The organism is Lacticaseibacillus pantheris DSM 15945 = JCM 12539 = NBRC 106106 (assembly GCF_001591865.1).
GTDB lineage: Bacteria > Bacillota > Bacilli > Lactobacillales > Lactobacillaceae > Lacticaseibacillus > Lacticaseibacillus pantheris.
In genome coordinates this window covers 1-24231 of sequence record NZ_BCVS01000027.1, presented here as the reverse complement: position 1 = coordinate 24231, position 24231 = coordinate 1, and the positions used below count along the sequence as shown (strand labels likewise).

The following is a 24231-nucleotide window of genomic DNA, read 5'->3' as shown; positions in this document are numbered from 1 at the left end:
CAACCTCCACCACCACGCCAGTACGACCAACGGTAGATGTTGATCGGTACGGGGTCGGTCGGAGCCGCACCCTACCGTACAGAACCACAGTTGCGAACGGATTTATGAATGATTTGGTCCACATCTAACATCTTAACGGCAAGAACATTCGGAATCCCGCGGGTGCGTTTTGAAACGAAGGTGTCATGCCCAGAGACGTTGTTAGCTCATCAGCCCGGCCAACGCTGCCGTCGACCGCTACCGAAGCAACCACGGCGTAGGGCACGTAAGCCGCAGTCCCAAGGCCCACCCGCGCGTTCGAAACCGACTAACCCCTTACTATGTATGGCTTCAATTTCCGATTAATGGTGGCGCGGTCCACCGTGAAATGGTATTCTATCTATAAATTATGAACGGAGGGGTCGGCATGTCTAGCTCAATGTTGAACTGGTTACAGCAAAAAAATGCAATTATTTACATTTTGACGTCTAAGTGGACCAGTGCGCACTTTTTTAGCGCAACATTGAGTAACTAGACGTTAACGACTCTAATAAACCGTACTCGCGGAGCGCGGTTGGGGGTGGTCGCTAATGCGTCCGCCTTTTTTGGTACCCACAGAACGTTCGGGGTACGTTTAGAGTCCTCACAGTGAGGACAATTATATGATTAAACAACGGAATATTATCAGCGCGTATGTATACACCTTTGTGTCGTGGTTTGGTATCACCAACTTGTGGGTAATTTATCTTGGGCAGCAGGGCCTGTCACTCGTACAAATTGGGTTATGTGAGAGTATCTTCCACGTGGCGAGCTTTTTGTTTGAGGTGCCGTCGGGAGTGCTGGCCGACCGGTTCAGCTACAAGACCGTGCTCTTTGCCAGTAGGATAACCACCATTGCTAGTGCGGTACTGATGCTGGTGGGGCAAAGCTGGTGGTGGTTTGCCGTCAGCTTTGTGGTGAGTGCGTGGTCGTACAACCTCCAATCTGGCACGCTGGAAGCGCTGGTGTACGAGTCGCTGGCTCCGGCCACCCGCGAGGCGCAGTATGCCCGGGCAACCAGCATGATGGGCTCGTTAAGCGAAATTGCGGCGACGGCGGGCGTGATTGTTGCCGGCATCTTCGTGCACTGGCACTTCAGTTGGGTGTACCGCATTCAGATACTGCTCGCCCTCGTGGGGTTACTATGCGTAGCGAGTTTGCGCACGCCTGCTGGCCGGAGCGCGACCGGCAAAGACGCGGCGCCCCGACAGACCGTAGTCACCATCGTTCGGGCGGCTGGTCACGTACTGCGCACGCAGCCGGCGTTGCGCAACCTGATGGTACTCGACGCAAGCCTGAGTGCGGTAGCGACCGCGTACTATTATTACTTCCAGAACGTTATGACGACGCACCACTGGAGTAGTCCGATGATTAGCGGATTAATGTTGACGGGGTCGTTGTTAGCGGTGGTCGGGATGCAGTTGCTACCGTGGATTCAGCGGCGTATCGGGCGGTTTGCGCTCTTGCTGGGGATGACGCTCCTCATGGTCGTGGCACTACTGGGCGCGGGGGTCCACATTGTCCCCGTGATGGTCGCCCTCTACCTGGTGGGCCAAACGGTGGACGCGGTCATTTACCCGTTGTTCAACACGTACTACAACGCCATGATTCCGGATGGACAGCGGGCAACTTTGCTATCCGTGGCCAGTATGCTGTTTTCCGTTGTGATGGTGGTGCTCTTCCCGGTTGTCGGCTGGGGTATCAGCCGCTGGGGTTTCAACGCTACCTTTGCAGGGCTCGGCGTCGTGATGAGCGTCATCGTGGCCGTCTGGGCCGTGGGGCAAAGACGTGGTGGCAGGTGATGTAGCGGTCCATGCGGGCTGCTGTTGGGGAACGGTGTTGCTGATGGTCATCATCAGCCTGGGTGGGCGTCCCCACGCTATTGTGGTCGTGGTCGCGCACTCCCGCGGTAGTCACGAACTTTTGCCAGCATTGGGTGACCAGTTGGCTAAACCTTTGTGGTTCAACACCGAGTGATCTGAGCGGGATGACGAGAATGGTGCCCGGCAGTTCGGCCTGATAATACTGCGGACGCTGGCCAACCCAAAAACGGGCGCGTTTTTGACTGCGTGCAGAACGCGTTGTTGCCCGCAAACCGTATTGAGCGGGATTACGGACGCAAACAATGTAGAGGGAGCGGCTACCATAGTTGTAATCCGGTACTGTGCGTAGCTCAAAGTGGGTGATATCCGACCACGACGCGGTTGTGACGTTGCCAAAATGCTGGTAAGTGATTCCGGATGCGGTTAAACTCACCCGGGGCTTGCCGGTGGCGTGCACAATCGCCCATACTAGTAGTATGATTACGCATACCATTACGAAGACGATGGCCAGGCTGATAGTCATGTCCCGCATGGCGTGCGGCTGACGGTGTCCCTGAGTGCGGACACCGACGGTTATTACAACGAAGATGAGTGCCACCATTTCGATGGGGATAAGGGCTAGAATGCGATCGGTATTTTGGTATAAAAAGTAAGGTGGGTGGGGCTCGTCGATGAGACCTTGGTTGAGCTGCTGTAGCCAGGGCTTCTCGCGCGTAAAGCCGTTACGCTCATGGTGCGTATGTTCTGTGCCACCGTCATTTTTTTGTTGACCGGGTAGGACTGGATATGCTTGGCCGCGGCCGCAACATGATAATGCTACCCGCAATTTGGACGGGCATGGTGACGAAAAAGAGGGTCATACCCAGTCCGGTAATGCTGATGCCCAGGGTAATCAACACCATAATTTGCCCAGTGTAGCGCAATTGGTTATATCGGGCCTGGGTCAGGGATATCGCGACCAATAATACTTCCAGAAACATGGCCAGCCATAGTACCCCCAAAGGTTGGTTGAACCACTGACCGCCAATCAGGATGGCACTGAGAAACATCGTGGGAATAACTAGCGCCAGGATCCGGCCCAAAGTGGCGGCTACTATGGTGAATGCATTGTTTTTTTGCATAATACGCTTGCCTCGTGGTTGATCATAATAATGTTGGTGTGGACATGATACCGGGCTGGGATGCACGGGTGGTTAGTAACCAATCAAAAACGGAATTTAATAACAAAAGTATATCGTAAAAGTGTCGTGGATAACGAGCAATTCTGTCGAATATCCATGGCAATTCGGCGTCAGCTATGAGTTTGGTGGTCGCAGGTGGCGGTTCTGGCTGCTGGGAGTGCCGTGGGTTACTGCGACTTTGTGGACCGCTCCACGGTGGCCGCTGCTAGTGGCTGGCCCTATTACCGCGGAGCACCCCACACGCCGCAGTTCACCGTCCCGGCCTACGCTGCCGCCACACCGCATCCAACTAACTAACAATTGACAAGTGTCTCACCAGGCGCTAACATAAACTTCATAATTGATTGTAGTTGTGTACGATGGGATGAGTAGCTAGTGTCCTGCCTACAGAGAGCCGACGGTTGGTGCGAGTCGGTGGCGGACGCTGGTGAAGATGGTCCCGGACACTGACCGCGGCTGAGCAATGCAAAGTCGTGGCGGGGGCTCCCGTTACCGGGCGTAGCCATGTTCGTGGCGAAAGGGGACGCATGTGTCCCGAAACAAGGTGGTACCGTGGAGCGACACTCCGCCCTTGTCCGTGATAGCGGACGGGACGGGGTGTTTTTATATCGCAGCTCCACGCCCGGTACGCCACAACTAAATTCCGGATGTCTAGCCGGCGTCCCAGAGGAGGCAATGAAGTGAATCTTTGGCATATTATTACGAGTTCGACCCCACAGCTACTAGCTGCGGGCTTCAAGTACACGCTTCCCATCGCCATTATTTCGTTTATCCTGGGGTTGGTGCTCGCGCTGCTCACGGCGTTGGCGCGGATTTCACAACGCGGCGGCCTGTTCAACATCGTGAAGTGGATCTGTAACTTCTACGTGTGGCTCTTCCGGAGCACCCCGCTACTGGTCCAGTTGTTCATCGTGTTCTTCGGTCTGCCGTACTTGAAAATCAAAGGGGTCTTTCCCCACGGCATCCAGATGGATCCGGTGATAGCCGGCATTCTGACCTTCACTCTGAACACAGGGGCCTACTGTAGCGAGACCATCCGTGGCGCGATTCAGTCAATTCCCAACGGCCAGTGGGAGGCCGCCGCAACCATCGGGATGACCCGCAGCATGGCCCTCCGTCGTATCATCATTCCGCAGGCGTTGCGCGTGTCCCTGCCACCTTTGGCTAACAGTTTCATCAGCCTGGTCAAAGACACGTCGCTGGCCGCCTCGATTACCATCGTCGAGATGTTCGAGGTGAGCCAACAGATTGCCGCCGCCAACTACCAACCGCTGGTGATGTACACGCTGGTCGCCGTCTACTACGCGATTGCCTGTACCCTGCTTGCCTGGGTGCAGCATTACCTGGAAAAATGGACGTCGCGGTACGTCACAACGACCAACTAGGGAGGGGATGATGACCCATGATTAAGATAGAGCATCTTGATAAGCAGTTTGCGGAACACCACGCGTTGCAGGACATCTCCGCCGAGTTTCCGGAGCACCAGACGACCGTGATTCTCGGGCCGTCCGGGTCGGGGAAGTCCACTTTGTTACGGAGTCTCAACCTCCTGGAGCGGCCGGAACGGGGCCAGTTCGACTTTGACCAAACGCACATCGATTACAGCCAGCCGATTAGTGACGCGACGGTGCTCGACGTGCGGCGGCGGACGGAGATGGTGTTCCAGCAGTTCAACCTGTTTCCGCACCTGACCGTGCTGCAAAACCTCATCGAGGGGCCGGTGCACGTCCTCAAGCAGGACAGGGCCGCCGCCACCGACCACGCCCAGGAGCTGCTGGGCAAAGTCGGCCTGGCGGACAAAGCTGACGTCTACCCGAGCTCCCTGTCCGGGGGCCAGGCCCAGCGGGTGGCGATTGCCCGCAGCCTGGCGATGCGGCCGGAATACATCTTTCTCGACGAGCCGACCAGCGCGCTGGACCCAGAGCTGGAGTTGGAAGTCCTGAAGGTACTCCTGCAAATCGCGCGGGAGGAACAGTCGATGATCATCGTGACGCATAACATGGCGTTTGCACAGAAGGTGGCGGACAAGATTCTGTTCGTGGAGGACGGTCAAATTCGGTTTGACGGTACTAGCGACGAATTTTTCCACACCGACAACGAGCGCATCCGCAACTTTGTGTCCGCGATGACCTTTGCCACGCTGGATTAATGTCGTTGCGTTATTATAGAAGTAAATTATCCTGAGGGGGATTCAATTATGAAGTTTAACTGGAAGAAGATTGCCGTTGTGACCGCCACGGTAGCGGGCGCGCTCACGTTGGCCACCTTTGGTCAGACCGGCACCACCCACGCCGCCAGCAACTACAAGAGCGAGCTGGTGCACAAAGGTGAGTTGACCATCGGACTCGAGGGAACCTACAAGCCCTGGTCGTACCGCAAAGACGGCAAGTTGACCGGGTTCGAGGTGGACCTGGGTAAAGCGATTGCCAAGAAACTGGGCGTGAAGGCGAACTTTGTGCCGACCAAGTGGGACTCGCTAATTGCCGGCTTGGGTAGCGGCAAGTTTGATACCGTCCTGAACGACGTGACGCCGACCCCAGAAAGACGGAAGGCCTACGCGTTCAGCACCCCGTACGTTTACAGTCGGTACGCGTTGATCACCAAGTCGGGCAGCAAGCTGACCACGCTCAAGAGTGTCAAGGGCAAGAAGCTGGTCGAGGGTACCGGGACCGACAACGCGGACGTGGCCAAGAAGGCCGGGGCCAACATTACCTGGAACGGCGAATTTGCGACGACTTTGCAGATGATTAAGCAGGGCCGTGCGGATGGTACCATCAACTCGACGCCAACGTGGTACGCCTACAAGCAGGACAACGCCACCAAGGGGTTGAAGGCAACGGTGTTGAAGAACAGTGAGGTCAAGCCCGCTAAGGTTTCGGCGTTGCTGGATAAGAAGGATAAGAACCTCCAGAAGCGTGTGAACAGCGCGATTAAGGCGCTGAATAAGGACGGAACGTTGAAGAAGCTGTCCACGAAGTACTTTGGTACGGACATCACGAAGTAGCTGGTGAGTGCACAAGAAGGGCCGCAACCCTGCGGCGTACCGATACTGGGTGACCAGTGTGGGTGCTGCGGGGATGCGGCCTTTTTGGGCGCGTTTTGTTCGCGGGGCAAAAATGCAACCAGAGTGAGCAATTTTTGCGATAAATTGATTTTTAGGAGCCATTAATGCGCTAATTTTACACGGTATGAGGAGCGGGGCATCCGCATTTGGGTTTGGGCCCGCAAAACAAGTTTGAACGAACGCTCTGTATTTTAACTGTCCACAACGTATTCACCCTTGATAGGCTAGAACATGCAGAAGTTAAAGGCGGTAGCTGTATATCAGTACGGAGGTGATGTCTATGATACTGATGGACAAAACTAACGGAAGGCATACAGTAATGACTGTTTACCAGTCGCTCTCGCTGATGATTATGTTCACAGTATTGTGCATAACCATCATTAACGCTAACAAGCGTTAAAAAAGAGAGCTATCCCCCGAAACTTTGGCAAGGTACGGGGATAGCTCTTTTTCTCGTAACTGGCTACCGCATTAGCGGCTGTAGGGGCCGTGTTTGCGCGCGGCCTCTTTACATATACATAATAACACCATCCGCGGGCCCCCGACAATAATTCCGGGCGGCTAACAGCATGGTCGGTGTCACTGGCAGCAGAGACTGCAAATTTATGTTGCAGTATTGTGCCTAACCATCATTAACGCTAACAAGCGTTAAAAAAAGAGAGCTATCCCCCGAAGCTTTGGCGAGTAAACGGGAATAGCTCTTTTTGTCGTAACTTGCTACTGCATTAGCGGCTGTAGGGTCCGTGTTAGCGCACGGCCACCCTGCACATTTATGCTAACATCCCTTTCAACTATGAGGCAACGATTCCGGCCAGGAAAGTAGCACAGTAAATTATGGGTGGGCAAAAGTCGCAATTCTTGCTTGCATTATCCTTCCGGTCCCGGCCGGTGCGCGCCAGCAAAGTACCCCTAAGTGCGTATTAGGTACAGGACATATTTTGAGATATGCGCAAAAGTGTCGCTAATCGCTGTCACAGAGGCATAGCACTGCGCAAGAACAATATGCGCTGCGTCCCTATTCGTGTGGTGACGACGGATCCCGTTCTGGCGGTGTTCACGTCCACAATTGCGCATATCGTAAAATATGTCCTGTGTCCTATCGCGTCATTTCTCCGTTCAACTGCGCCGCGCGCCACACCCATCCGCATTCGTTGTACGCCAAGATGCCCGCCGTTATCGCAAAACGGCGGGCATCTGACGTATCGTAGTAGTCAGCCTTGGGTACGCGTACCGAAAAAAATTCGGCCAGACAGCGATTGCAGGTAGCGGCCGACCACGCTGTGTTCACCATCGCTACCACGAGCCGGGCTCGCACGGACACGACCGATACGGACTACGCCGCAACTCACAAAGAGTACGACGTAACCACGCAGGTCAACAAGCCAAGGTCGCTGACCACCGATGTGACGCCAGCGAGCGTGACTGCTGCGGATACCAACCTGAGCGACTTTGCGGCCGACGATGGTAGCGGCAATGGTAGCGGCAATGGTAGCGGCAATGGTAGTTACACGGCTGAGTTCACCTACACGGCTAACACGCATGGCTACACCGTCGTACCAGAAGGAACAGACGGCAACCCAATTCTAGGGACGACGCCGGTCGACGAAACTGGTACGACAGGTGACCCAATCACTGTACCGGACATTCCGGGTTACACGCCAGATCCATCGGCCTCGAACACGTCAGTTCCTGGCGGTAATGGTTCCATTTCCGTCACCTACACTGCCAACAAGCAGACGCCCAACATCAACTTTGTGGATCAGGACGAAAACGTTGTCCAGACCATGACTTTGACCGGTAATAGCGGTACTGCCATCGACCACAGTGGTGTGGCTGCGGCTATCACTGCGCTGACGGCTGACGGGTACACGCTGATTAACGACGGCACGCTCAACGCTACCTTTGACCACGACGATACCGCGGTTCAGACCCTGACGGTTACGCTGAAGCACCAACAGCGGACGTTGCCATCTACTGGTGGTGACAGCACGACTAAGCCAGCAACACCGGCTAAGCCAGTGACGACAACGCCAGCACCAGCAGCCTATGCCGCACCAACGGCCCAGAAGCCAGCGGCAACCACCACGTCGACCACGACGCGGACGCTGCCAAGCACGGGTGGAGCAAAGCGGACGTTACCACAAACGGGTGACGACCAGACTAACTTACTCTCGGCACTGGGACTCGGCATGGTTGGTATGCTTGGACTGTTCGGTCTCGCCGGCAAGAAGCGTAAGGACGACGACCAGTAGGCTGTAGCAAACGCAACGAAGAGATTGAGGTGAAGCAACATGTCCCAGATGATTGATTTAACTGGTCAACGTTTCGTACGGCTAGTAGTGCTTCGACGTGAGGGGACGGCGGCAAGCGGAAACGCAAAGTGGCTATGCCAATGCGATTGTGGCAACCAGACCAATGTTAACGGGTATAATTTACGCCACGGTGTCACGCGTAGTTGCGGGTGCCTGGCACGAGAAAATTCCCGCGCACGTCTGGCTCAGCAAAAGCAAATTTGGCGCGAATCTGGGACCCACTTTGTCCGGGACAACGCTACGTACCACCGGCTCCGCACTAGCAATTACAGTGGCGTGGTTGGGGTATCGTACGATGCTAAGCAGGATATTTGGGTAGCGCGGCTGATGGTTCATGCCAAGCTGGTGTTGAATAAAACATTCGCCAGCTTTACGGAAGCCGTACAGGCCCGCCTCCAACCGGAGCGCCAATTCCTCCCCGCCAAAGCCTGGCAGTTCGTAGTCTTTGACCACACGCCACAGCAACAAACGCGGCATATCGTCGCGATTAATGGACACGCACTGGAGGAGTAATCCGTAGGTGCGGATCCACAAAGTAACGCCCCCTAGGCTGAAATGATGGCCGGGGGGCGTCTTTGTTGTGGTGTCGGCGAAATAATTGTGGCGGAAGGGGAGCGTTAAAATGCCAACGGAATTGGATAAGGCCATCGCAGCAGTGGAGTCGGGTAATGTTGTTCATCATGGCAGCATTGAAGATTATCTCAAAGAGGTTGACGGCTATGATGAGGGTTGACCCCGTTCTGGTTTAAGATTGCCAACTTAAAAGGTTGTTCAAGAAGCACGATCGAGGTATTGGCCTACATGCTTTGTTGTAACCGGCACACACGATGCTGTTTATAAATAGTCTCGATAAAGCAAAAATAATGTCTAATTACGAACCATAAAATGACGCCCCCTAGGATGGTAGCTTAGGGGGCGTCATTGTGTAAGTGTTCTTATCATTTTTTTTATGAGATTTTGGGGCAATACTTTGAGCCCACGGACTAAAATCAATTGTTAATGATTGCGTTTTTGGGATCCAGCAAATTATAATTAAAATGTAATCGATTACATTATCTGCATTTACCCTACTAGTTTATGACGGAGGATTTGCAAATGAAAAATGTAAGATCGAAATTATTTTTGTTGTTAGCCTTTTTATCGATGTGTGTTGGGGTATCATTTCAGAATAGTAACCATGTTCAGGGTACAGAATCGCATGGGTCATTAGTATCGGCGCAGGGATATGCCAGTTCAAATATGGGTGCAGCAGATACCGTCCCGATAACAGGAGTATCGGTACATTATAATGGAACGCTTTTTGTGGGTGATACTAACCAGATCATATACACATTGAGTCCCACAAACGCAAATAATTTCCAAATCACCTGGACTTCAAGTGACGAAAACGTATTAACAGTCGACGAAAACGGTTTGGTTACTACACATAGTCCTGGCCAGGCAACGGTAAGCTATAAGGTGACTCAGGCTGGTGTAAGTAATTATTGGACTGGAGAGCTGCTGTATTCGGTTAGTGTTAATGACACTGTGCCAATGACTGGGATTAACGTGCACTACCAAGGGAATATTCGGCCGGGTGAGCAGGAACAATTGACTTACAAGCTCACTCCCGCAGATGCCAATAACGAAACAATCACGTGGCAATCTAGTAATACTGAGGTCGCTACGATTTATGCAAATGGGGTTGTGCATGCCATGAATGCCGGTACCACCACTATTAGTTATGTTGCCCGTCAAAAAAATGAGGTAAACTATTGGACCGGACACTTTGATTATACGGTGTTACCTGCCATCGAACCGACGAGTATTAGTTTTTCGCAATCACAAGTTGATGTGCAACCAGGAACTAACCAGAAACTGGCAGTGCAGATTATGCCAGAGAATGCGACCGATTTATCTCTGACATGGTCATCAAGCAATGACGGAGTGGCAAGCATTTCTTCCGATGGCGAATTGACCCCCATTAGTTTAGGCACGACAACCATTACAGCAATAACGGCGAACGGTTTGTCGGCCACCTTATTAGTTAATGTGGTGAACGAGCAATCCTTAACCGATTTTACGTTTACATCAGATGACTACGATATGGCAGCTGGACAAACTAAAGTCATGCAGGCACAGGTAACTCCTCTGCACGGAACATTTGCGAGTATAACTTGGGCTTCCGATAATTCCTTTGTCGCCACAGTGGATAGCAGCGGTCTGGTGAGGGCTCAGGCGCCGGGAATCGCTAAAATTACTGGCACTGCAACTGATACATTCGGCAATCAATTCAGTGATACACACGAGTTTACGGTAATGTTGGCTGATGTGGGTAGTTTGCCTATAGCGGTGAATCAAGCTGATGTCGTGTCAGTGCTAACTAGTGATGATATTAAGACGCTACTTAGTGCGGGAGGAATAAATTATGCGGACGTATGTCCGTTTACCGGCTTCCGTTTTGCCAGCAATACCATTTATTACTCAATTGATTCAAATTTAACGGATCTAGTGGTCCAGGATGGGACAAGTTATGCACAGCAGGATTTAGCGATTGCTGCGATTGCGAGTTGGAATGAAGCTTTGAAAAACGTAGGCAGCACTGTACAGTTTGTGCCCGCTGACGAAGATAATGCAGCTACCTTGTTCTTTGAGGAGGGAGATAATACCAACCCAATCTTGGTAGGACATATGGGCGTAACCTCGGATAAATTTTCCTACGATACGATGCTGTATATTGAACCGGTAATAATTAGAACGAATCTCGATGAAATCGGCACTCAGGCGGGCTATGATAACCTTCTGGAGCTATTCCAGCATGAGTTAGGGCACGCATTGGGATTGATTCATTCTAGTAATGTAGATGACTTAATGTGGTATCAAGATCATGGACAAAGTGGTATTACTGTGGGAGACACAATTGGTGTACTGCTTAACTATACGTTGCCTGTTGGGTGTAATAGCGACAATACGTTGGGAATAGCGAAGGGCTGACTGATAAGTGAGATGACTAGTTTAATCTGTAATATTGACTGAAAATGCTTTGATTCAGGTATATAAAAAAGTGCCGTACGTTCTTCCCACTAAGTTTGATGGGTACGAGTGTACGGCATTATTTGTATAGGGCGTCGTGTGGACCGGTAGCAGTAAGCAAGATGACCAGGCCACCATAATTTAAAAAGGTTTTTTCAGAAGTCGTTTAATTCATCTATCAGATCCCGGCCTTTAATCAATTTTCATAGCTATCCACTTTCCTCAAGTAATCGTCAAAGCCCATTGGTCCAACTGTTTTGCCAGATTCCACGTCAGCAATTGCTTGTTTTAGCTCCAGGGTGGGTCCGAGCTCAACCTTGAACGGTATAGTATGTTCTCGTTCTACGGCCTTTAAAGTCATCGTTATTAATGTGCTCATGTCGAGGCCCAGCGCATCGAGATCTCTTTGCACACTTTCCTTCAGTTCTTTATCCACCCGTACACAAATGGTTGCATCCTTAGTGGTCATTTCGTTTACCTCAATTGTTGTTAACTGCTCTCTATTACACTATTGATGGCAATGTCGTTCGAATAAGTGCGGCCACGAAGCAAGCTGCGCAAAAAAATGTCGCCCCGTAACTCGGGACGGCATTTGTTTTGCTACCTTTCATTAAACCCGCGTCAAGTCCCGGTTGTTCCGCCGTGCAATCAGCGGCAGGATCAACCCAAGTGCAATCAGAATCAGTGGGGTGACGACGTTCAGCGCCAGCTGGAACCACCACTGGCCGGGGTCGGCTGCCATGTTAATCTTCGGCACCATCCCCATAATGCAGGCAAAGGCGGTGAAGAAGAAGCACCAGCCACCAACAATCATCCCGGTGGTTTTATGCTTAATGAACATGTAGTCCGACTGGTACTTGTCGATGTGGTGGCTGAGGAAGATGAACGCTAGGAACACCCACAAGTACCGCAGCGGCATCACGACTGAATTCAGGTTCAGCAACCAGTTGTACAGTTGGTTCATGTTGCCCATGTTGAATGCAGGTAGCACGATGATGATGCTGACCAGGATTCCCGTCAGGTAGTACCCGTTGATTGGCGTACCGCGCTTGTTCAACTTGGCCAGTTTCCGCGGAATGAATTCGGGGTCGGCGTCACCCAGCATGATTTTCAGCGGTGCGTCAATGGAGAACGCCAGCGCCGAAATCTGAGCCATCGCTTGGGCAATGGAGTAGAGAATGACGAAGACGTTGCCGACGTGGTAGTAACCACCCAGCTTGGCAAAGGCTTCATACGCCCCGTTGGCCATCAGGTCTTGGGGAATGTGGTTGGAGTTAAACAGCATCCCCATCCCGAACGACCCCAGGATGGCACAAAGGGCCACCATGCCGGCCAGCACCAGCATCCCCAGTGGGAACTCGCGGGAGGCGTGCTTGGTGTTGTTAACGTACGGCGAAATCTTTTCCGCACCACCAACGGCGAAGACCAGCATCGAGATGGTGGTGAAGTAGTTCAGGTTGAACTTCGGCATGTAAGTACTGAGTTCGTCCATCCGGGGAGTGGCTATGTGCGCGCCTTTGGTCATCATCGGGGCGGAGACCGCCAAAATGATAAACAGGATGGACATGATGAACATCGCCGTCCCGGCCACGGAGCCGATGCGGTTCAAAGTGGTGAGCCCGCGCGCGGACAGCCACAAGAACGCCAGGAAGAGGGCCAGACAAATGAGTGCGACCGTCATCGAGCTGACGGTGTTGACGAACGAACCGTTACCCTTGAACAGCCACGACAGGGAGATGAGAATCCCCTGCGGTTTCTGCGCCAGGTACGGCACGTGGACCACCCAGTAGGTCCACGCGGCGTAGTACGCTAGGCGCTTAGTGGACGTGCGTTTAATCCATGAGGACACACCACCATTTTCGTCCTTGAAGGCTGAACCCAGTTGCCCGACAATCAGGGCGTACGGTACAAAGTAGAGCAGCATAATCAGAATCCACGAAACGACCACCGATAGGCCTTGTTGGGCGTAGTTGTTGACGACGTTACCCAGGCCCCAGACCGCCACAAACGCAATCAGGGCAACGTTAAACCAGCGTAACTGCTTTTTGTTATCCGCCATGTTGTTCACCTATCCTTTGCTGAATATAAGTTAATATTGCCTTAATTTCAGTATACGGGGATGATCAATTATTTCGGCGAGAAACCGCCTTCAACATGCTAAGAAGTTCATGGGTTTATTCTAATTTAGGCGTACAATTGCCGTTATAACGGGTGTTATGTCGGCTGTACTGATTGCGCAACTTTGGGCAAAGGGGACGGAATGCGCAAAAACATGGTGCAATTTGTGGCGGCAGTAAAATAGCCGCACGGTTAAGCGTACGGCTAGTAACTCAAATTAACGGTTATTCTGCTTCATGGGTGATGCCGGCTGGTGCCGAAATGCGTTCACGCCGCTCCGCGAAAACGTTGATCACCAGGGCCACAATCATCAGCCCCAGTGCCAACAACATAATGTTGTGCAATCCGTGATGTAAAATCACGCGCATCGCCGGTAGCAACCGGCGCGGCAGGTCGCCCACACTGGCAGCATCACTCAGCTTGTTCAGCATCGCCATGGTGATTTTACCACCAGATTGGGCTACCCCGGAACGGAGCGCGGCGTTCATGATGATGCCGTAGATTGCGGCGGTGAACGTCTGGCTGAGCATCCGGATGAGGTAGCTAAACGAAGTGGCGGCGGGGACGTCCTGGCGCTCGGCGTCTTGCTGGACTTTGGCCTGTAGCTCGTTAAAGCACGCGCCGTTGCCGAAGCCCTCGAACGCGCCAGCCACTAAGATCAGCCAATATGGAGCGTGAATCCCCATCAGCGCCATCATCACGAAGGCCAGCGTCAACGTGATGATGCCCAGACCGATGACACGGTGCGGCGAGAGGTATCGGCGCAACGGCGCGACTGACTCCGACCCGAAGAAATCGGTGAACGAGCTAGGAATCTGCGTGGCCCCACCAATGAGGGCGCTGGTGCCGATAATACCTTGCGCCCACATGGGACTGTAGGTGAGGAACGCCATGAACGCGCCCCAGATGATGGTGAATAGGGCAAAGTCGGTTACGAGGGCGCGGTTGCGGAACAGACGGTTGGGGATGATGGGGTCCGCCGCGCGATTTTCCACGTGGATCAGCGTCGTAATGGCGGCCGCGGCCATTACCCAAATCAGTGCGACTAACCACCAGCTGGTCACGCCAATGAGTTCGATACCGCCGAGCATGGCAATAATGCCAATGGCCATGAGGCTGCCGCCGAGGTAGTCGATTTTCTGTTGCACCTTTGCTTGCGGACGGGGTAGGCGGTAGAACGCTTGGACTAGCGAAGCTGATAGGAGGCCGATGGGGACGTTAATGTAGAAGACCCAGTGCCAGGTGAACGCGTCAACGATGTAGCCACCCACTAGCGGGCCGATAATGGTGGCCATGCTGTAGCTGGCGGACACAAAGCCGAGGGCTTGCATCCGTTTGCGTGGCTGTTTGTACAACTCGGCGTAAATTATGTAGGGCAAAGAAATCATGCCGCCGTTACCGAGGCCGGCGATAGCGCGCGTGATGATGAGAAACAGGATGTTCGGCGACAGACCCTGGAGAAATGAACCGAGGACAAAGAAAAGGGCGGCGAGCTGGTAGCTGCGCTTGTTACCGATATGCTCGCCCAATTTACTCCAGACAAGGGTGCTGACGGCGGTACCCAGCAAGAAGATGGCGACAATCCAGCCCATCAACTCAATCCCGTGGAGATCCGCGATGATGGAGGGGAGGGCCGTATTAATAATGGTAGAATCCAACCCACTCATGGCGTTGGACAGTAGCAAAGCAATGGTGACGATGAGCACGTTGCGTTTGGACACGATAGAAGCCTCTTTCTGAAAATATTCACACCTATACATATTACCGCTAATCCGACCATAAGCAACGTGCAACACCGGTGGATTTTGGTCCATACAGCGCAGGTTGCTGCGGTGGTGGTTTCGAACCCGCGGGTGGGCTTTGGGACTGCGGCTTACGTGCCCTACGCCGTAGATTGCTACATCCGCACGCTCCGGCCGTTCCGGCCTCCCACGAAGTTTATAGCCCGAGAAAAACATTCGGTCTATAAACTTTGCCGCCCTACGTCACTTCGTTCCTAGGGCGCTTCGGGGTCGCAGCAACTACGTTTCCGGACACGACGCCTCCGTCCCAAAGCTCACCCACGGGTTCCCGATAGTTCGATGACGGCATGCATTACCAGTGAAACATTACCATCGTCTTTTTATGAGAAGTGGAAACTCGCCCAAAACTTGGTCAGCTACAATTTCGACTATTTCTGTTGTTGAGGATGGTTGGATATGATCCCAATCCGTTTTGGGATGGTCTCCCAAGCGGTTAGAATTCATTATTGGTCGTGTCGTTTTGAGGGACGCGGAGATGATTGAACTTGGAACGGTGAACAGTTACCGTTGGTTGTACTGGCGTGGTGGTGGAGGTCGCGGGGACCAGCCGCTCACCCGGAACCACCACGCCAGTACGGCCAGCCAATAGCAGCGGTCACCGCGGAGCGGCCCACAAAGTCGTAGCACGCCACATCACCCCCGCCGGCCAGAACCGCCAACTGAAAAAACCACACTTTGTTCACATTTATCGGACCTAACAGTTTTATAATGTTGCTATTAACCATTGACGGGGAAAAGGGGACATTACAACATGTTGGCATACGATTTTATGAATCAGGCGCAACCGCAGGGTAAGACCATGATGCTCGATAAGGGGCTCGGTCTCAACGCGGTTGACGACCTGTTGGCCACGGCCGGAGACTACATCAGCTTTGCCAAATTTGGCTGGGGAACCGCCGCGACGATGAACCGCGACCTGATTGCCGCCAAGACCGCAAAGTACGACGCCGCGGGGATTATGCCTTACCCTGGTGGTACCCTCCTGGAAGTAGCCGCCATGAACGGTCATTACGACCAGTTTTTGGTGGAGACCAAGGCGCTGGGGTTCAAAGGTGTCGAGGTTAGTGACGGTTCCACCCAAATGGGGGCTACAACCCGGGACGAGTTAATCAGCAAAGCGCGTGAGGCGGGCTTCTTCGTGATTTCTGAAGTGGGGAAAAAGAATCCGGAACTGGACCATGAGCTAACCGTGGATGAACGGTTGGATCTGATTAATAGTGATTTGAACCACGGCGCGCATTACGTCATCCTAGAAGCGCGTGAGGCCGGCAAGAATATCGGTATTTACGACGCTAACGGTAACATTATTGACGATGAACTTGATGCGTTGGCTGCTAATGGCACCGACCAACTCATCTTTGAGGCCCCGCTGAAGAACCAGCAGGTCGCGTTGATTTTGAAGTATGGCACTCAGGTTAACCTGGGTAACATTGCTTACGATGAGGTCACATCCGTGGAGACGTTACGTCGCGGGTTGCGGGCCGACACGGTTGGCAAAGTTTAGGTAGGGGAAAGCATGAAACGTATCTTTATCATCCGGCACGGCAAGACTGCGTGGAATTTGGCCAAGCGGCTGCAAGGCGCAGGCGCCGATAGCCCGTTGTTGACCGATGACCTCATCCAGTATCGCCAGTTGGCGCAGTATCTTGATCAGTACCAGTTCAAAGCGGCGTATTCGAGTCCGCTTGAACGGTCTATGCACACCGGTCGGATTGTCACCGGCTACCTGCAGCAAAGTCACCTGACCGTTCAACCAGTCGCGGGGTTAACGGAAATTTCCTTTGGTCAGTGGGAGGGGCGGACTCGCGACGAGTTGGTGGCGCAGCACCTAGACTTGTTCCGCAAAATGTCCCGCCGCGAAAATGATCCTGGCCTGTCTGCAATTGGTGTGGAGGACTTTAACGTGGCCCGCCGCCGTTTTGCGGATGCCGTTCGCCTTATTGCCGCCACGATGGGGCCTGACGATAACGTTCTGATTTTTAGCCACGGTGGCATTAACCAACTCGGTATTAAGGAACTGACGGGTAACGAGCACCTGCTAGGCCTCAAGAACCTGTCCACGTCGATTGTGGCGCCCCATGACGGTGGCTTTGCCCTAGACGTTTACAACCAGACGGCGTACCTCGACCAGGTGGACCTGAACGAGGGCAACGTATCGATTTTGTAACCAAAGTTATGTAGAAATTGGGGTCGTGAATGCGTAATTCGCGGCCTTTTTCTTGTATACTGGTGATTAGTTGCATTCAAATAATGTAAATTTTAAATCGAGATTGGTGGGGTCAGCACGTCTATGTCAATTACAACTAGTAGTCGCGGTCGGGGTTTTGCCAGCGTTATCGTTGGGACAATGTTCTGGGGGTTGTCGGGTGCGGTCGCCCAATTTTTGTTCGCCAACCTGCACGTGCAGCCATTATGGTTGGTGGGTGTGCGCTTATTGGGAGCAGGATTGCTCCTATTGGGTTACACCGCCGTGCGCCGCGGCACCGGTGTTTTCAGTATCTGGCGTAACCGCCACGATGCGTTTTTACTGGTCGTCTTTGCTATCTGCGGCATGATGCCGTCGCAACTCACTTATTTTCTCGCGGTGAGTTACGGCAACGCCGCCACGGCGACCGTTCTCCAATTCCTGGGACCGCTATTTATCATCATCTACTTAGCGCTCGCGAGCAGGCAGTGGCCCCGCCGCGTCGACGTGGTTTCCATTGTCGTCGCACTGGTGGGTACGTACCTCTTAGTGACGCAGGGGCGGCTGACGTCACTCGCACTGGCCCCGGCCGCCGTGCTGTGGGGTGTACTCGCGGGTGTGAGCCAGGCAAGCTACACGTTGTTGCCGCGGCAGTTACTCCGGCGCTACGACGAGACACAGGTCGTCGGCTGGGCGATGCTGATTGGTGGCGTACCACTGTGGCCGGTGTTAGGCGTCACGGGCATGCCGCACCTAGGTTGGGTGGGCGTGGCCGCAATTGCGTTCATCATCGTCTTTGGGACGCTATTCGCCTACCTGCTATATCTCAAGAGCCTGGCGTACATTCCGGCCAGCACGACGGGAATGCTGAGCGCGTTTGAACCGTTGACGGCGACGGTTACCACGGTGCTGTTTCTCGGTACAAAGTTGGCCGGGGCCGAGATTGTCGGTGGCGTGCTCATCTTACTAACGACGGTTCTCCAGGCGCTGCCGGCGCGTCAGGCCACCAAAGTAGAACGATAAATGTGCAGCTTTGGGGATGGTGCCACTCAACGTAATTGACTTTCGCCGGGGGATGACTACCATTAAGGGTGTAAGTCCTTTCACCGTGGTGAAGCGACGACCAAGCATACCTCCCAGCTTCGACTGAGCAACTCGCGCCAACTTTGCGTTCCACGGCACGGGACGGCGTTAAAACTCAGTGGAGGCTGATAACGATGGCAAAAGACGAAACGGAAGCAAAAGCATTTTTGAACAACGCGGCGGATGAACCGGACGCGGTGTTTGTGCGGATTGAATTCTACGACCAGGTGGACCTGGACCCGGCGAACCACCCAGATTTGAAGGATATGGGTACCTGGGAGTGGAACGCGGCGCACGACCACCTGATGTTGATTGATCCTGACGGTAAGTCGTTCAACGTACGCAAGTTTATGACGGTGCTCCGTCATGATGGCGTACCCGAAACGGCTTATGAAGTGCGGAAAATTGCCGCTAAGGATGCCAAGCCAGAACTTGTGGCTTAGCGAATACGTAAATTGGGCTCCTCAACACCGCAATGGCGGGTTGGGGAGCTTTTTATATGGTCACGGTCGGCACTGTCCCGAGAATGCAACGAGTTATTGCAGTTTTTGACCGGTGGCGGAAAGATTGGTTAATACTGCAAAAAAATTGTGTTAATACCATAAATCCGCGCGGTGAGCCGTTTGCAATTAAATACAGGATGTTTGTTATTTCATGCAGAAATAATGTTGATAGAACTTTGTTGCCAACTCCTAAACGTCATTTTATTCATCCCAGGCGTATCAATACTTTTATACAAGTAATTTCCCAGCCGCATTTATAAATTCGGTTGTTTGTGGCCCTGAACTACCCACGCTATGATGTCCGTATAGTCGTGATATTAATAGCAATTAACCGCGATTCTGCGGTCATAATGACGGAGGGATTAATTGATGAAGCAGACAAATCAACGGGGTAACAAAGTGGTGCTGACGTCCATTATACGTCGGGTTAAGTTATATAAGGATGGTTGTCGGTGGTGTGCCACGGCCGCAGCAGTTGCGTGTGGCCTGGCAATTGGCGGTGGTGTTGTTCGCGCAGACACGGTTGACAGTACGGAGGCCACGCCTAGCGTTACGGCAACCAGTAACGCTGCCGAAGTCACCAATACCGTTGCGCTCGCGAGTTCGGCCACCAGTGCTGCGGCCAGTACCGCGGTCAGTTCCGATAGTGGTGTGACGTCACCAGCCGTCTCGTCCGCAGCACCAGCCGGTACGGACAGTGGGGCTGGGGATACAGACGTAGTTCAGTATGGTTCGCCAACGACCAAAGCTTTGGGGAGCACGGACGGTCGGCAGCAAGAAAAGAGTTACCGTGTCACGTATGAATATAGTGACGAGAACGGTCGTAGTCTCCGTAAAGACGAGAACGTGCGGACTTCCGTTGGCCCTGATGGCGACGGCATTGCGGCGCCACGGGAAACGGTTGCCGGCCTGCCCTTGGACTACGACCAGTCGACGGCGCAATTTACGCGCAGCGGTGACAAGGCCACTTTGACTGAATGGCTCGCCGATTTGGATGATGGAGCGACGATGGCCGATTTACTTGCCTACGTGGACGACTACCTCTATAAAAACGGTCGGGTGGGCATCACCATGAGTGGTGAGTTCGACCTAGTTTATGCGGCCCAGAGTCGGGTAAGCACTGGCTCCGCGGCGTCAGTTACTATTGGCGACTACTATGATTACACGCAGGCGGGCGCGGAAACTGATACCGACCCGCAGACACGGGTGGCGGTGCCCGGTGCACTCAGTGTCAGTGTGGAAGACTACTACGAGCACAAACTGCCCACCACGGATCCACAGGTACGGACCCTAGTGCCAGACGCGGTGAGTGTTAAGGCCAGTGACTACTATGAGCACAAGTTGCCCACCACTGACCCGCAGGTACGGACGGCCGTCCCTGAAGCATTGAGCGTCGGCGCGGACGACTACTACAACTACATGCAGCCAGGTGCAGAGACCAATACGGATCCGCAAACTCGGGTGACGGTACCTGACGCCGTGAGTGTCACCTTGGATGACTATTACGAACACAAGTTGCCGACCACGGCTCCGCAGGTACGGACGCAAGTCGACGCGACGGCGACAAGCGTGGCGCGGGATGATTATTACAACTATATGCAACCAGGCGAGTTGCCGATGACCAATCCGCAGCACCGTACCCAGGTTCCGGAAGCGGTCAAAGTCACGGCGGATGACTATTACGACAACACACAGCCGGGTGAGTTGCCCACCACGACTCCGCAAACACGGACACAGGTAGGGGCGGCAACGAGTGTGACGCGCGATGATTACTACAACTACATGCAGGCGGGGGAATTACCAACGACCGACGTACAGCGCCGCGTTCAGATACCAGGAGCAATCAAAGTCACGGCAGACGACTACTACGACAACACACAACAGGGTGAGTTATCCACTGAGAGTCCACAAACACGGACCCAGGTAGGTGCAGCGACAAGCGTGAAACCCGGCGACTACTATAACTTTATGCAGGCGAGCAAGTTGCCAGAGACTGATCCGCAAGTTCGGACCAAAGTTGACGCGACTGCCACAAGCGTGACGGCGGACTACTACTACGATTACACGCGACCGGGCGAGTTATCCACCACCAATCCCCAGGTGCGGGCCCAAGTGGACCCGCAGGCGACGAGCGTGACGCGTGATAACTACTACAATTTCATGCAACCAGGTGAGGTACCAACGACAGGACCGCGACTCCGGACGCAGGTTGATGCGACCGCACTCACGGTGACGCGTGAGGATTATTACAACAATATGCAACCGGGTGTATTGCCGACTACGGATCCCCACGTGTACGAAGTAGTGGAGGAAGAAGCGGTTGAGGAGCTGCCCGGTCAGGAAAACACGGATAAAGATACGGCCACGCCAGCTGGCACGCCGGAGCGGCTTGCAGCGGCAGCTTCGTCGGTCACGCCCCAGAATGGTGAGCCAACCACGGGTGGCCCAACGGTGGAGCGCATGGCCAGTAACACTGCGACCAAGGAACGGACACTACCACAAACAGGGGATGAACAAGCCACAGTGTGGGTAGCTTTGGGGATGATGTGCATGGCGACTTGTGCATTGCTCGGTTTCCGCCGTCGTCCGCGTGCATAATAGTGGATAAGTGAACAAATGGGATACTGTAAGCGGGGCACGCAGTTTAGCGGCCCCGTTTTTGGTGGATAACGACGGGACGAATGGGACTCGGTAACTTTGCACATTAATTATCAGCCACACGATTGACAGCGCATACATTTACCGTCTAAACTAGAATTAAGGGTAGTAACTGCAGCCAGGACAAGAGTAATGGGGGCATTGATATGACCACGACTGAACGATTTGTGCGTGGGGCGATTGGGCCGGACAACCGCCTGTTTTCGAACTTCAAGGTAATGGTGGAGACCGCGTTTTACGGCAACAACGTTACCCCGGTGGCGGGCCTCGCGACGGCCTACCAGAATGCGGCCGCAACGCCGGGCGTAGTGGTTACCGACATGCCGGTGGCCCACGCGGCTGACCTCGGGCTGCCAGCCGACGCTAAATTGCTGGTGTCGAATGACGGCAAAGTAGTGGGGCGCACCGCGGCGGCTCGCCGTATTATCGGGCAGCCGGGTATCGACGCGGATTACTACGCCGGTATTTTGCGCGAGGCCCTCTTTGATGGCACCAGTCGGCACTTTGACCGTGGTGACGTAGTGGTCGGCCTGAGCAACGAATTTGCGGTCCGTGCCCACCTTTGCTTGAACCACCGTTCGGCCCCCAACCTCTATTCCTACCTGCTGAACTTTCAGATTGCGACCAAAGCGGCATTGGCCCAGTATGCGGACTCGGCCTCGTTACCAGAGAATGATATCTACCTGTATGCGGATCCGGAGTGGAGCCACCCTGACTTCCCGAACGGACTGGCACTATTCGACCCCGAGCACAACGTGGCCGCGGTGCTGGGACTCCGGTACTTTGGTGAACTCAAAAAGGCGACCTTAACCCTAGCCTGGGCAACCGCCCACCGCAACGGTTTCGTGGCTTGTCATGGTGGTATGAAGCAGTACGATCTAGGTGACCATAAATTTACGATGGCCGCGTATGGGCTGTCAGGCTCGGGGAAATCCACCATTACCTTTGCCAAGCATGGGGATAAGTACCGGGTGAAAATCCTGCACGACGATGCCTTTGTGATTAATCAAGCACGCGGTACGACCACCGCACTGGAGCCGGCGTACTTTGACAAAACGGCGGATTACCACACGGATGACGATGCGGTGCGGTACTTTCTCACCTGCCAGAATGTGGGTGTGACCCTGGATGAGGACGGGCAAAAGGTGATTGTGACGCAGGAATTGCGTAATAATAACGGGCGGGCCGTCAAATCCCGCTACATGACCCCGAACAGGGTTGACCACCTCGCGGAGCCGCTGGACGCGATCTTCTGGATCATGAAGGACGAGACGCTGCCGCCAATTTTGCGGATTACCGACCCGGCGCTCGCGGCGGTCTTCGGCCTGACGTTGGCGACGAAGCGTTCCACCGCGGAGAACTTGGTGGGCAAAATTGACCGGAACCAGCTGGTCATTGAGCCGTTTGCGAATCCATTCCGTTGTTACCCACTGGCGGAGGACTACGCGGACTTTAAGGCACTCTTCAACGACCGGGGGACAGCATGTTACGTACTGAACACTGGCTATTACGGTTCAACAAAGGTGACGCCAGCCGTGACGTTGGGATCCATCGAGCAGGTGGTCAACGGCACGGGGGAATGGCGCGACTTTGGTACGCTGGCGGGGATGCAGTACCTGCCCGTTGACGGCTATCCGGTCGACTTTGCCGATGCCAAATACAGTCAGTCGTTGCAGGCGCGGTTGCAGGCACGCCTCGACTTTGTGGAACAGCAGGATAGTGCCATGGATGGGTACAACCAGCTGCCAAAGGACGCGGCTGAAGTGTTGCGTGGGGTGTTGGCGGAATTGTAAAGTGATTTTCCGGGAATATGTTTCGTAGTCGCCCGTTTTGCATGCCGCGTCTAGGGCAGATAATGTCATTAGACGATGATTTTTTTGGAGACATTCGCCATGGTTAAGAACATTAGTTTTGATGACTATCTCTCTCAGCAGCTTAAAAATCATGAATTTATGGCTGGGTTTAACGCAGAGTCGGCCAAACTTGAAATCGCAGTTGTGGTGCTGAAGGAGCGTGAACGTGCTGGATTAACCCAACGCGAACTGGCAGAACGGGCCGGTGTGCTACAATCAACAATAGCCCGGATTGAACATGGGCATAATACGAGTTTTGATACGATGAGCAAAATTGCATTTGCTTTGGGGAAAAACTTAAGGTTGAGTTTACGTGAGTTGTGCAAAATTTTGCGATGTTGGTCGAACAATACACAAAATATTCTTGTGCAATTTGTGATGCTTTGCTAATTGAAAATTCGACAGAGAGTGAGTCCGTAATTGTAGAAAGGCTTGCTCTTTTTTAATGTACCCGCTACTAGTGACGGTGGCTATTTAGTGACTATGCAATGTAACGGGAACATGCGGACGGGGTTGGGAGTGGAGGCGTCGTGCCTGTAGACGTGGTTGCTACGACCCCGGAGCGCTGTTCGAGCGTTAGCGAGTTACAGCGGCAGATAATTGAGATTGAGTGTTTTTC

Annotated in this window: 20 protein-coding genes and 1 other annotated feature; of the genes, 15 read left to right on the top strand and 5 right to left on the bottom strand. The window is 53.5% G+C overall.

Annotation, left to right across the window (positions count from 1 at the left end):
* Positions 1-641: 641 nt before the first annotated feature.
* Positions 642-1820: an MFS transporter gene (locus tag LPA02S_RS04540; RefSeq protein ID WP_056956640.1), complete on the top strand. Its 1179-nt coding sequence runs from the start codon at positions 642-644 to the stop codon at positions 1818-1820.
* Here the strand turns inward: LPA02S_RS04540 and LPA02S_RS11640 are convergent.
* Together LPA02S_RS11640 and LPA02S_RS04535 are read right to left on the bottom strand one after the other, a co-directional pair.
* Entirely contained in the window at positions 1774-2373 is a 600-nt protein-coding gene (locus tag LPA02S_RS11640; protein ID WP_156302042.1) for a hypothetical protein, read from the bottom strand. The genes LPA02S_RS04540 and LPA02S_RS11640 overlap by 47 nt on opposite strands.
* Positions 2374-2596: 223 nt before the next feature.
* Positions 2597-2962, bottom strand: a complete 366-nt coding sequence (locus LPA02S_RS04535; protein WP_056956639.1) for a hypothetical protein — start codon at positions 2960-2962, stop codon at positions 2597-2599.
* A 407-nt stretch (positions 2963-3369) separates the two neighbouring features.
* Positions 3370-3598, top strand: a binding site (T-box leader).
* Positions 3599-3702: 104 nt separating this feature from the next.
* On the opposite strand from LPA02S_RS04535, the gene LPA02S_RS04530 reads away from it, so the two are divergent.
* The 7 genes from LPA02S_RS04530 (at position 3703) to LPA02S_RS04505 (ending at position 11371) form a co-directional block, all read left to right on the top strand.
* Complete coding sequence (locus LPA02S_RS04530; RefSeq protein ID WP_225350225.1) at positions 3703-4407, top strand: amino acid ABC transporter permease; 705 nt, start codon at positions 3703-3705, stop codon at positions 4405-4407.
* Positions 4408-4424: 17 nt separating this feature from the next.
* A complete protein-coding gene (locus LPA02S_RS04525) occupies positions 4425-5171 on the top strand; it encodes an amino acid ABC transporter ATP-binding protein (RefSeq protein WP_056956638.1) in 747 nt (248 codons plus the stop codon).
* Between the two features lie 48 nt (positions 5172-5219).
* Complete coding sequence (locus tag LPA02S_RS04520; RefSeq protein WP_054649359.1) at positions 5220-6026, top strand: transporter substrate-binding domain-containing protein; 807 nt, start codon at positions 5220-5222, stop codon at positions 6024-6026.
* A gap of 334 nt (positions 6027-6360) precedes the next feature.
* Positions 6361-6486: a putative holin-like toxin gene (locus LPA02S_RS11920; RefSeq protein WP_369689331.1), complete on the top strand. Its 126-nt coding sequence runs from the start codon at positions 6361-6363 to the stop codon at positions 6484-6486.
* Positions 6487-7303: 817 nt separating this feature from the next.
* Positions 7304-8338, top strand: coding sequence for a mucin-binding protein (locus tag LPA02S_RS04515; RefSeq protein WP_056956637.1), 1035 nt, complete (start codon positions 7304-7306; stop codon positions 8336-8338).
* A 39-nt stretch (positions 8339-8377) separates the two neighbouring features.
* Positions 8378-8911: a hypothetical protein gene (locus tag LPA02S_RS04510; protein WP_054649362.1), complete on the top strand. Its 534-nt coding sequence runs from the start codon at positions 8378-8380 to the stop codon at positions 8909-8911.
* Positions 8912-9493: 582 nt separating this feature from the next.
* Complete coding sequence (locus tag LPA02S_RS04505; protein ID WP_056956636.1) at positions 9494-11371, top strand: Ig-like domain-containing protein; 1878 nt, start codon at positions 9494-9496, stop codon at positions 11369-11371.
* Between the two features lie 235 nt (positions 11372-11606).
* Here the strand turns inward: LPA02S_RS04505 and LPA02S_RS04500 are convergent, their stop codons facing one another.
* From LPA02S_RS04500 to LPA02S_RS04490, 3 genes are all read right to left on the bottom strand, one after another.
* Positions 11607-11879, bottom strand: a complete 273-nt coding sequence (locus LPA02S_RS04500; protein WP_054649370.1) for a type II toxin-antitoxin system RelB/DinJ family antitoxin — start codon at positions 11877-11879, stop codon at positions 11607-11609.
* Positions 11880-12020: 141 nt separating this feature from the next.
* Positions 12021-13469 (bottom strand): amino acid permease, encoded by a 1449-nt coding sequence (locus LPA02S_RS04495; protein WP_056956635.1) that lies wholly within the window; start codon positions 13467-13469, stop codon positions 12021-12023.
* A 283-nt stretch (positions 13470-13752) separates the two neighbouring features.
* On the bottom strand, positions 13753-15195 hold the full coding sequence (locus tag LPA02S_RS04490; RefSeq protein ID WP_056956662.1) for an MFS transporter: 1443 nt from the start codon (positions 15193-15195) through the stop codon (positions 13753-13755).
* Between the two features lie 886 nt (positions 15196-16081).
* Between LPA02S_RS04490 and comA the strand changes: the two genes are divergently transcribed.
* From comA to LPA02S_RS04455, 7 genes are all read left to right on the top strand, one after another.
* The gene (gene comA, locus LPA02S_RS04485; protein WP_054649372.1) at positions 16082-16834 is read left to right on the top strand and encodes a phosphosulfolactate synthase; all 753 of its coding nucleotides are present in this window, start codon (positions 16082-16084) and stop codon (positions 16832-16834) included.
* A gap of 12 nt (positions 16835-16846) precedes the next feature.
* Positions 16847-17497 carry a histidine phosphatase family protein gene (locus tag LPA02S_RS04480; protein ID WP_054649374.1) on the top strand — a complete coding sequence of 217 codons (651 nt, stop codon included), beginning with the start codon at positions 16847-16849 and terminating at the stop codon, positions 17495-17497.
* 123 nt (positions 17498-17620) lie between these two features.
* On the top strand, positions 17621-18538 hold the full coding sequence (locus tag LPA02S_RS04475) for a DMT family transporter (protein WP_056956634.1): 918 nt from the start codon (positions 17621-17623) through the stop codon (positions 18536-18538).
* Positions 18539-18732: 194 nt separating this feature from the next.
* Complete coding sequence (locus LPA02S_RS04470) at positions 18733-19041, top strand: hypothetical protein (RefSeq protein WP_054649376.1); 309 nt, start codon at positions 18733-18735, stop codon at positions 19039-19041.
* A gap of 429 nt (positions 19042-19470) precedes the next feature.
* The gene (locus LPA02S_RS04465; protein WP_056956633.1) at positions 19471-21699 is read left to right on the top strand and encodes an LPXTG cell wall anchor domain-containing protein; all 2229 of its coding nucleotides are present in this window, start codon (positions 19471-19473) and stop codon (positions 21697-21699) included.
* 206 nt (positions 21700-21905) lie between these two features.
* Complete coding sequence (locus LPA02S_RS04460; RefSeq protein ID WP_054649382.1) at positions 21906-23552, top strand: phosphoenolpyruvate carboxykinase (ATP); 1647 nt, start codon at positions 21906-21908, stop codon at positions 23550-23552.
* 99 nt (positions 23553-23651) lie between these two features.
* Positions 23652-24002 (top strand): helix-turn-helix domain-containing protein, encoded by a 351-nt coding sequence (locus LPA02S_RS04455; RefSeq protein ID WP_082405327.1) that lies wholly within the window; start codon positions 23652-23654, stop codon positions 24000-24002.
* The last annotated feature ends 229 nt before the right edge of the window (positions 24003-24231 follow it).

Excerpts from the sequence above, each read along its gene's own strand:
- LPA02S_RS04465 (WP_056956633.1), top strand. The coding sequence starts at position 19,471 with ATGAAGCAGACAAATCAACGGGGTAACAAAGTGGTGCTGACGTCCATT.
- LPA02S_RS04505 (WP_056956636.1), top strand. The coding sequence starts at position 9,494 with ATGAAAAATGTAAGATCGAAATTATTTTTGTTGTTAGCCTTTTTATCG.
- LPA02S_RS04455 (WP_082405327.1), top strand. The coding sequence starts at position 23,652 with ATGGTTAAGAACATTAGTTTTGATGACTATCTCTCTCAGCAGCTTAAA.
- LPA02S_RS04460 (WP_054649382.1), top strand. The coding sequence starts at position 21,906 with ATGACCACGACTGAACGATTTGTGCGTGGGGCGATTGGGCCGGACAAC.
- LPA02S_RS04510 (WP_054649362.1), top strand. The coding sequence starts at position 8,378 with ATGTCCCAGATGATTGATTTAACTGGTCAACGTTTCGTACGGCTAGTA.
- LPA02S_RS11640 (WP_156302042.1), bottom strand. The coding sequence starts at position 2,373 with ATGCGGGACATGACTATCAGCCTGGCCATCGTCTTCGTAATGGTATGC.
- comA (WP_054649372.1), top strand. The coding sequence starts at position 16,082 with ATGTTGGCATACGATTTTATGAATCAGGCGCAACCGCAGGGTAAGACC.
- LPA02S_RS11920 (WP_369689331.1), top strand. The coding sequence starts at position 6,361 with ATGTCTATGATACTGATGGACAAAACTAACGGAAGGCATACAGTAATG.
- LPA02S_RS04525 (WP_056956638.1), top strand. The coding sequence starts at position 4,425 with ATGATTAAGATAGAGCATCTTGATAAGCAGTTTGCGGAACACCACGCG.
- LPA02S_RS04500 (WP_054649370.1), bottom strand. The coding sequence starts at position 11,879 with ATGACCACTAAGGATGCAACCATTTGTGTACGGGTGGATAAAGAACTG.
- LPA02S_RS04520 (WP_054649359.1), top strand. The coding sequence starts at position 5,220 with ATGAAGTTTAACTGGAAGAAGATTGCCGTTGTGACCGCCACGGTAGCG.
- LPA02S_RS04495 (WP_056956635.1), bottom strand. The coding sequence starts at position 13,469 with ATGGCGGATAACAAAAAGCAGTTACGCTGGTTTAACGTTGCCCTGATT.
- LPA02S_RS04490 (WP_056956662.1), bottom strand. The coding sequence starts at position 15,195 with ATGAGTGGGTTGGATTCTACCATTATTAATACGGCCCTCCCCTCCATC.
- LPA02S_RS04480 (WP_054649374.1), top strand. The coding sequence starts at position 16,847 with ATGAAACGTATCTTTATCATCCGGCACGGCAAGACTGCGTGGAATTTG.
- LPA02S_RS04535 (WP_056956639.1), bottom strand. The coding sequence starts at position 2,962 with ATGCAAAAAAACAATGCATTCACCATAGTAGCCGCCACTTTGGGCCGG.
- LPA02S_RS04475 (WP_056956634.1), top strand. The coding sequence starts at position 17,621 with ATGTCAATTACAACTAGTAGTCGCGGTCGGGGTTTTGCCAGCGTTATC.
- LPA02S_RS04470 (WP_054649376.1), top strand. The coding sequence starts at position 18,733 with ATGGCAAAAGACGAAACGGAAGCAAAAGCATTTTTGAACAACGCGGCG.
- LPA02S_RS04540 (WP_056956640.1), top strand. The coding sequence starts at position 642 with ATGATTAAACAACGGAATATTATCAGCGCGTATGTATACACCTTTGTG.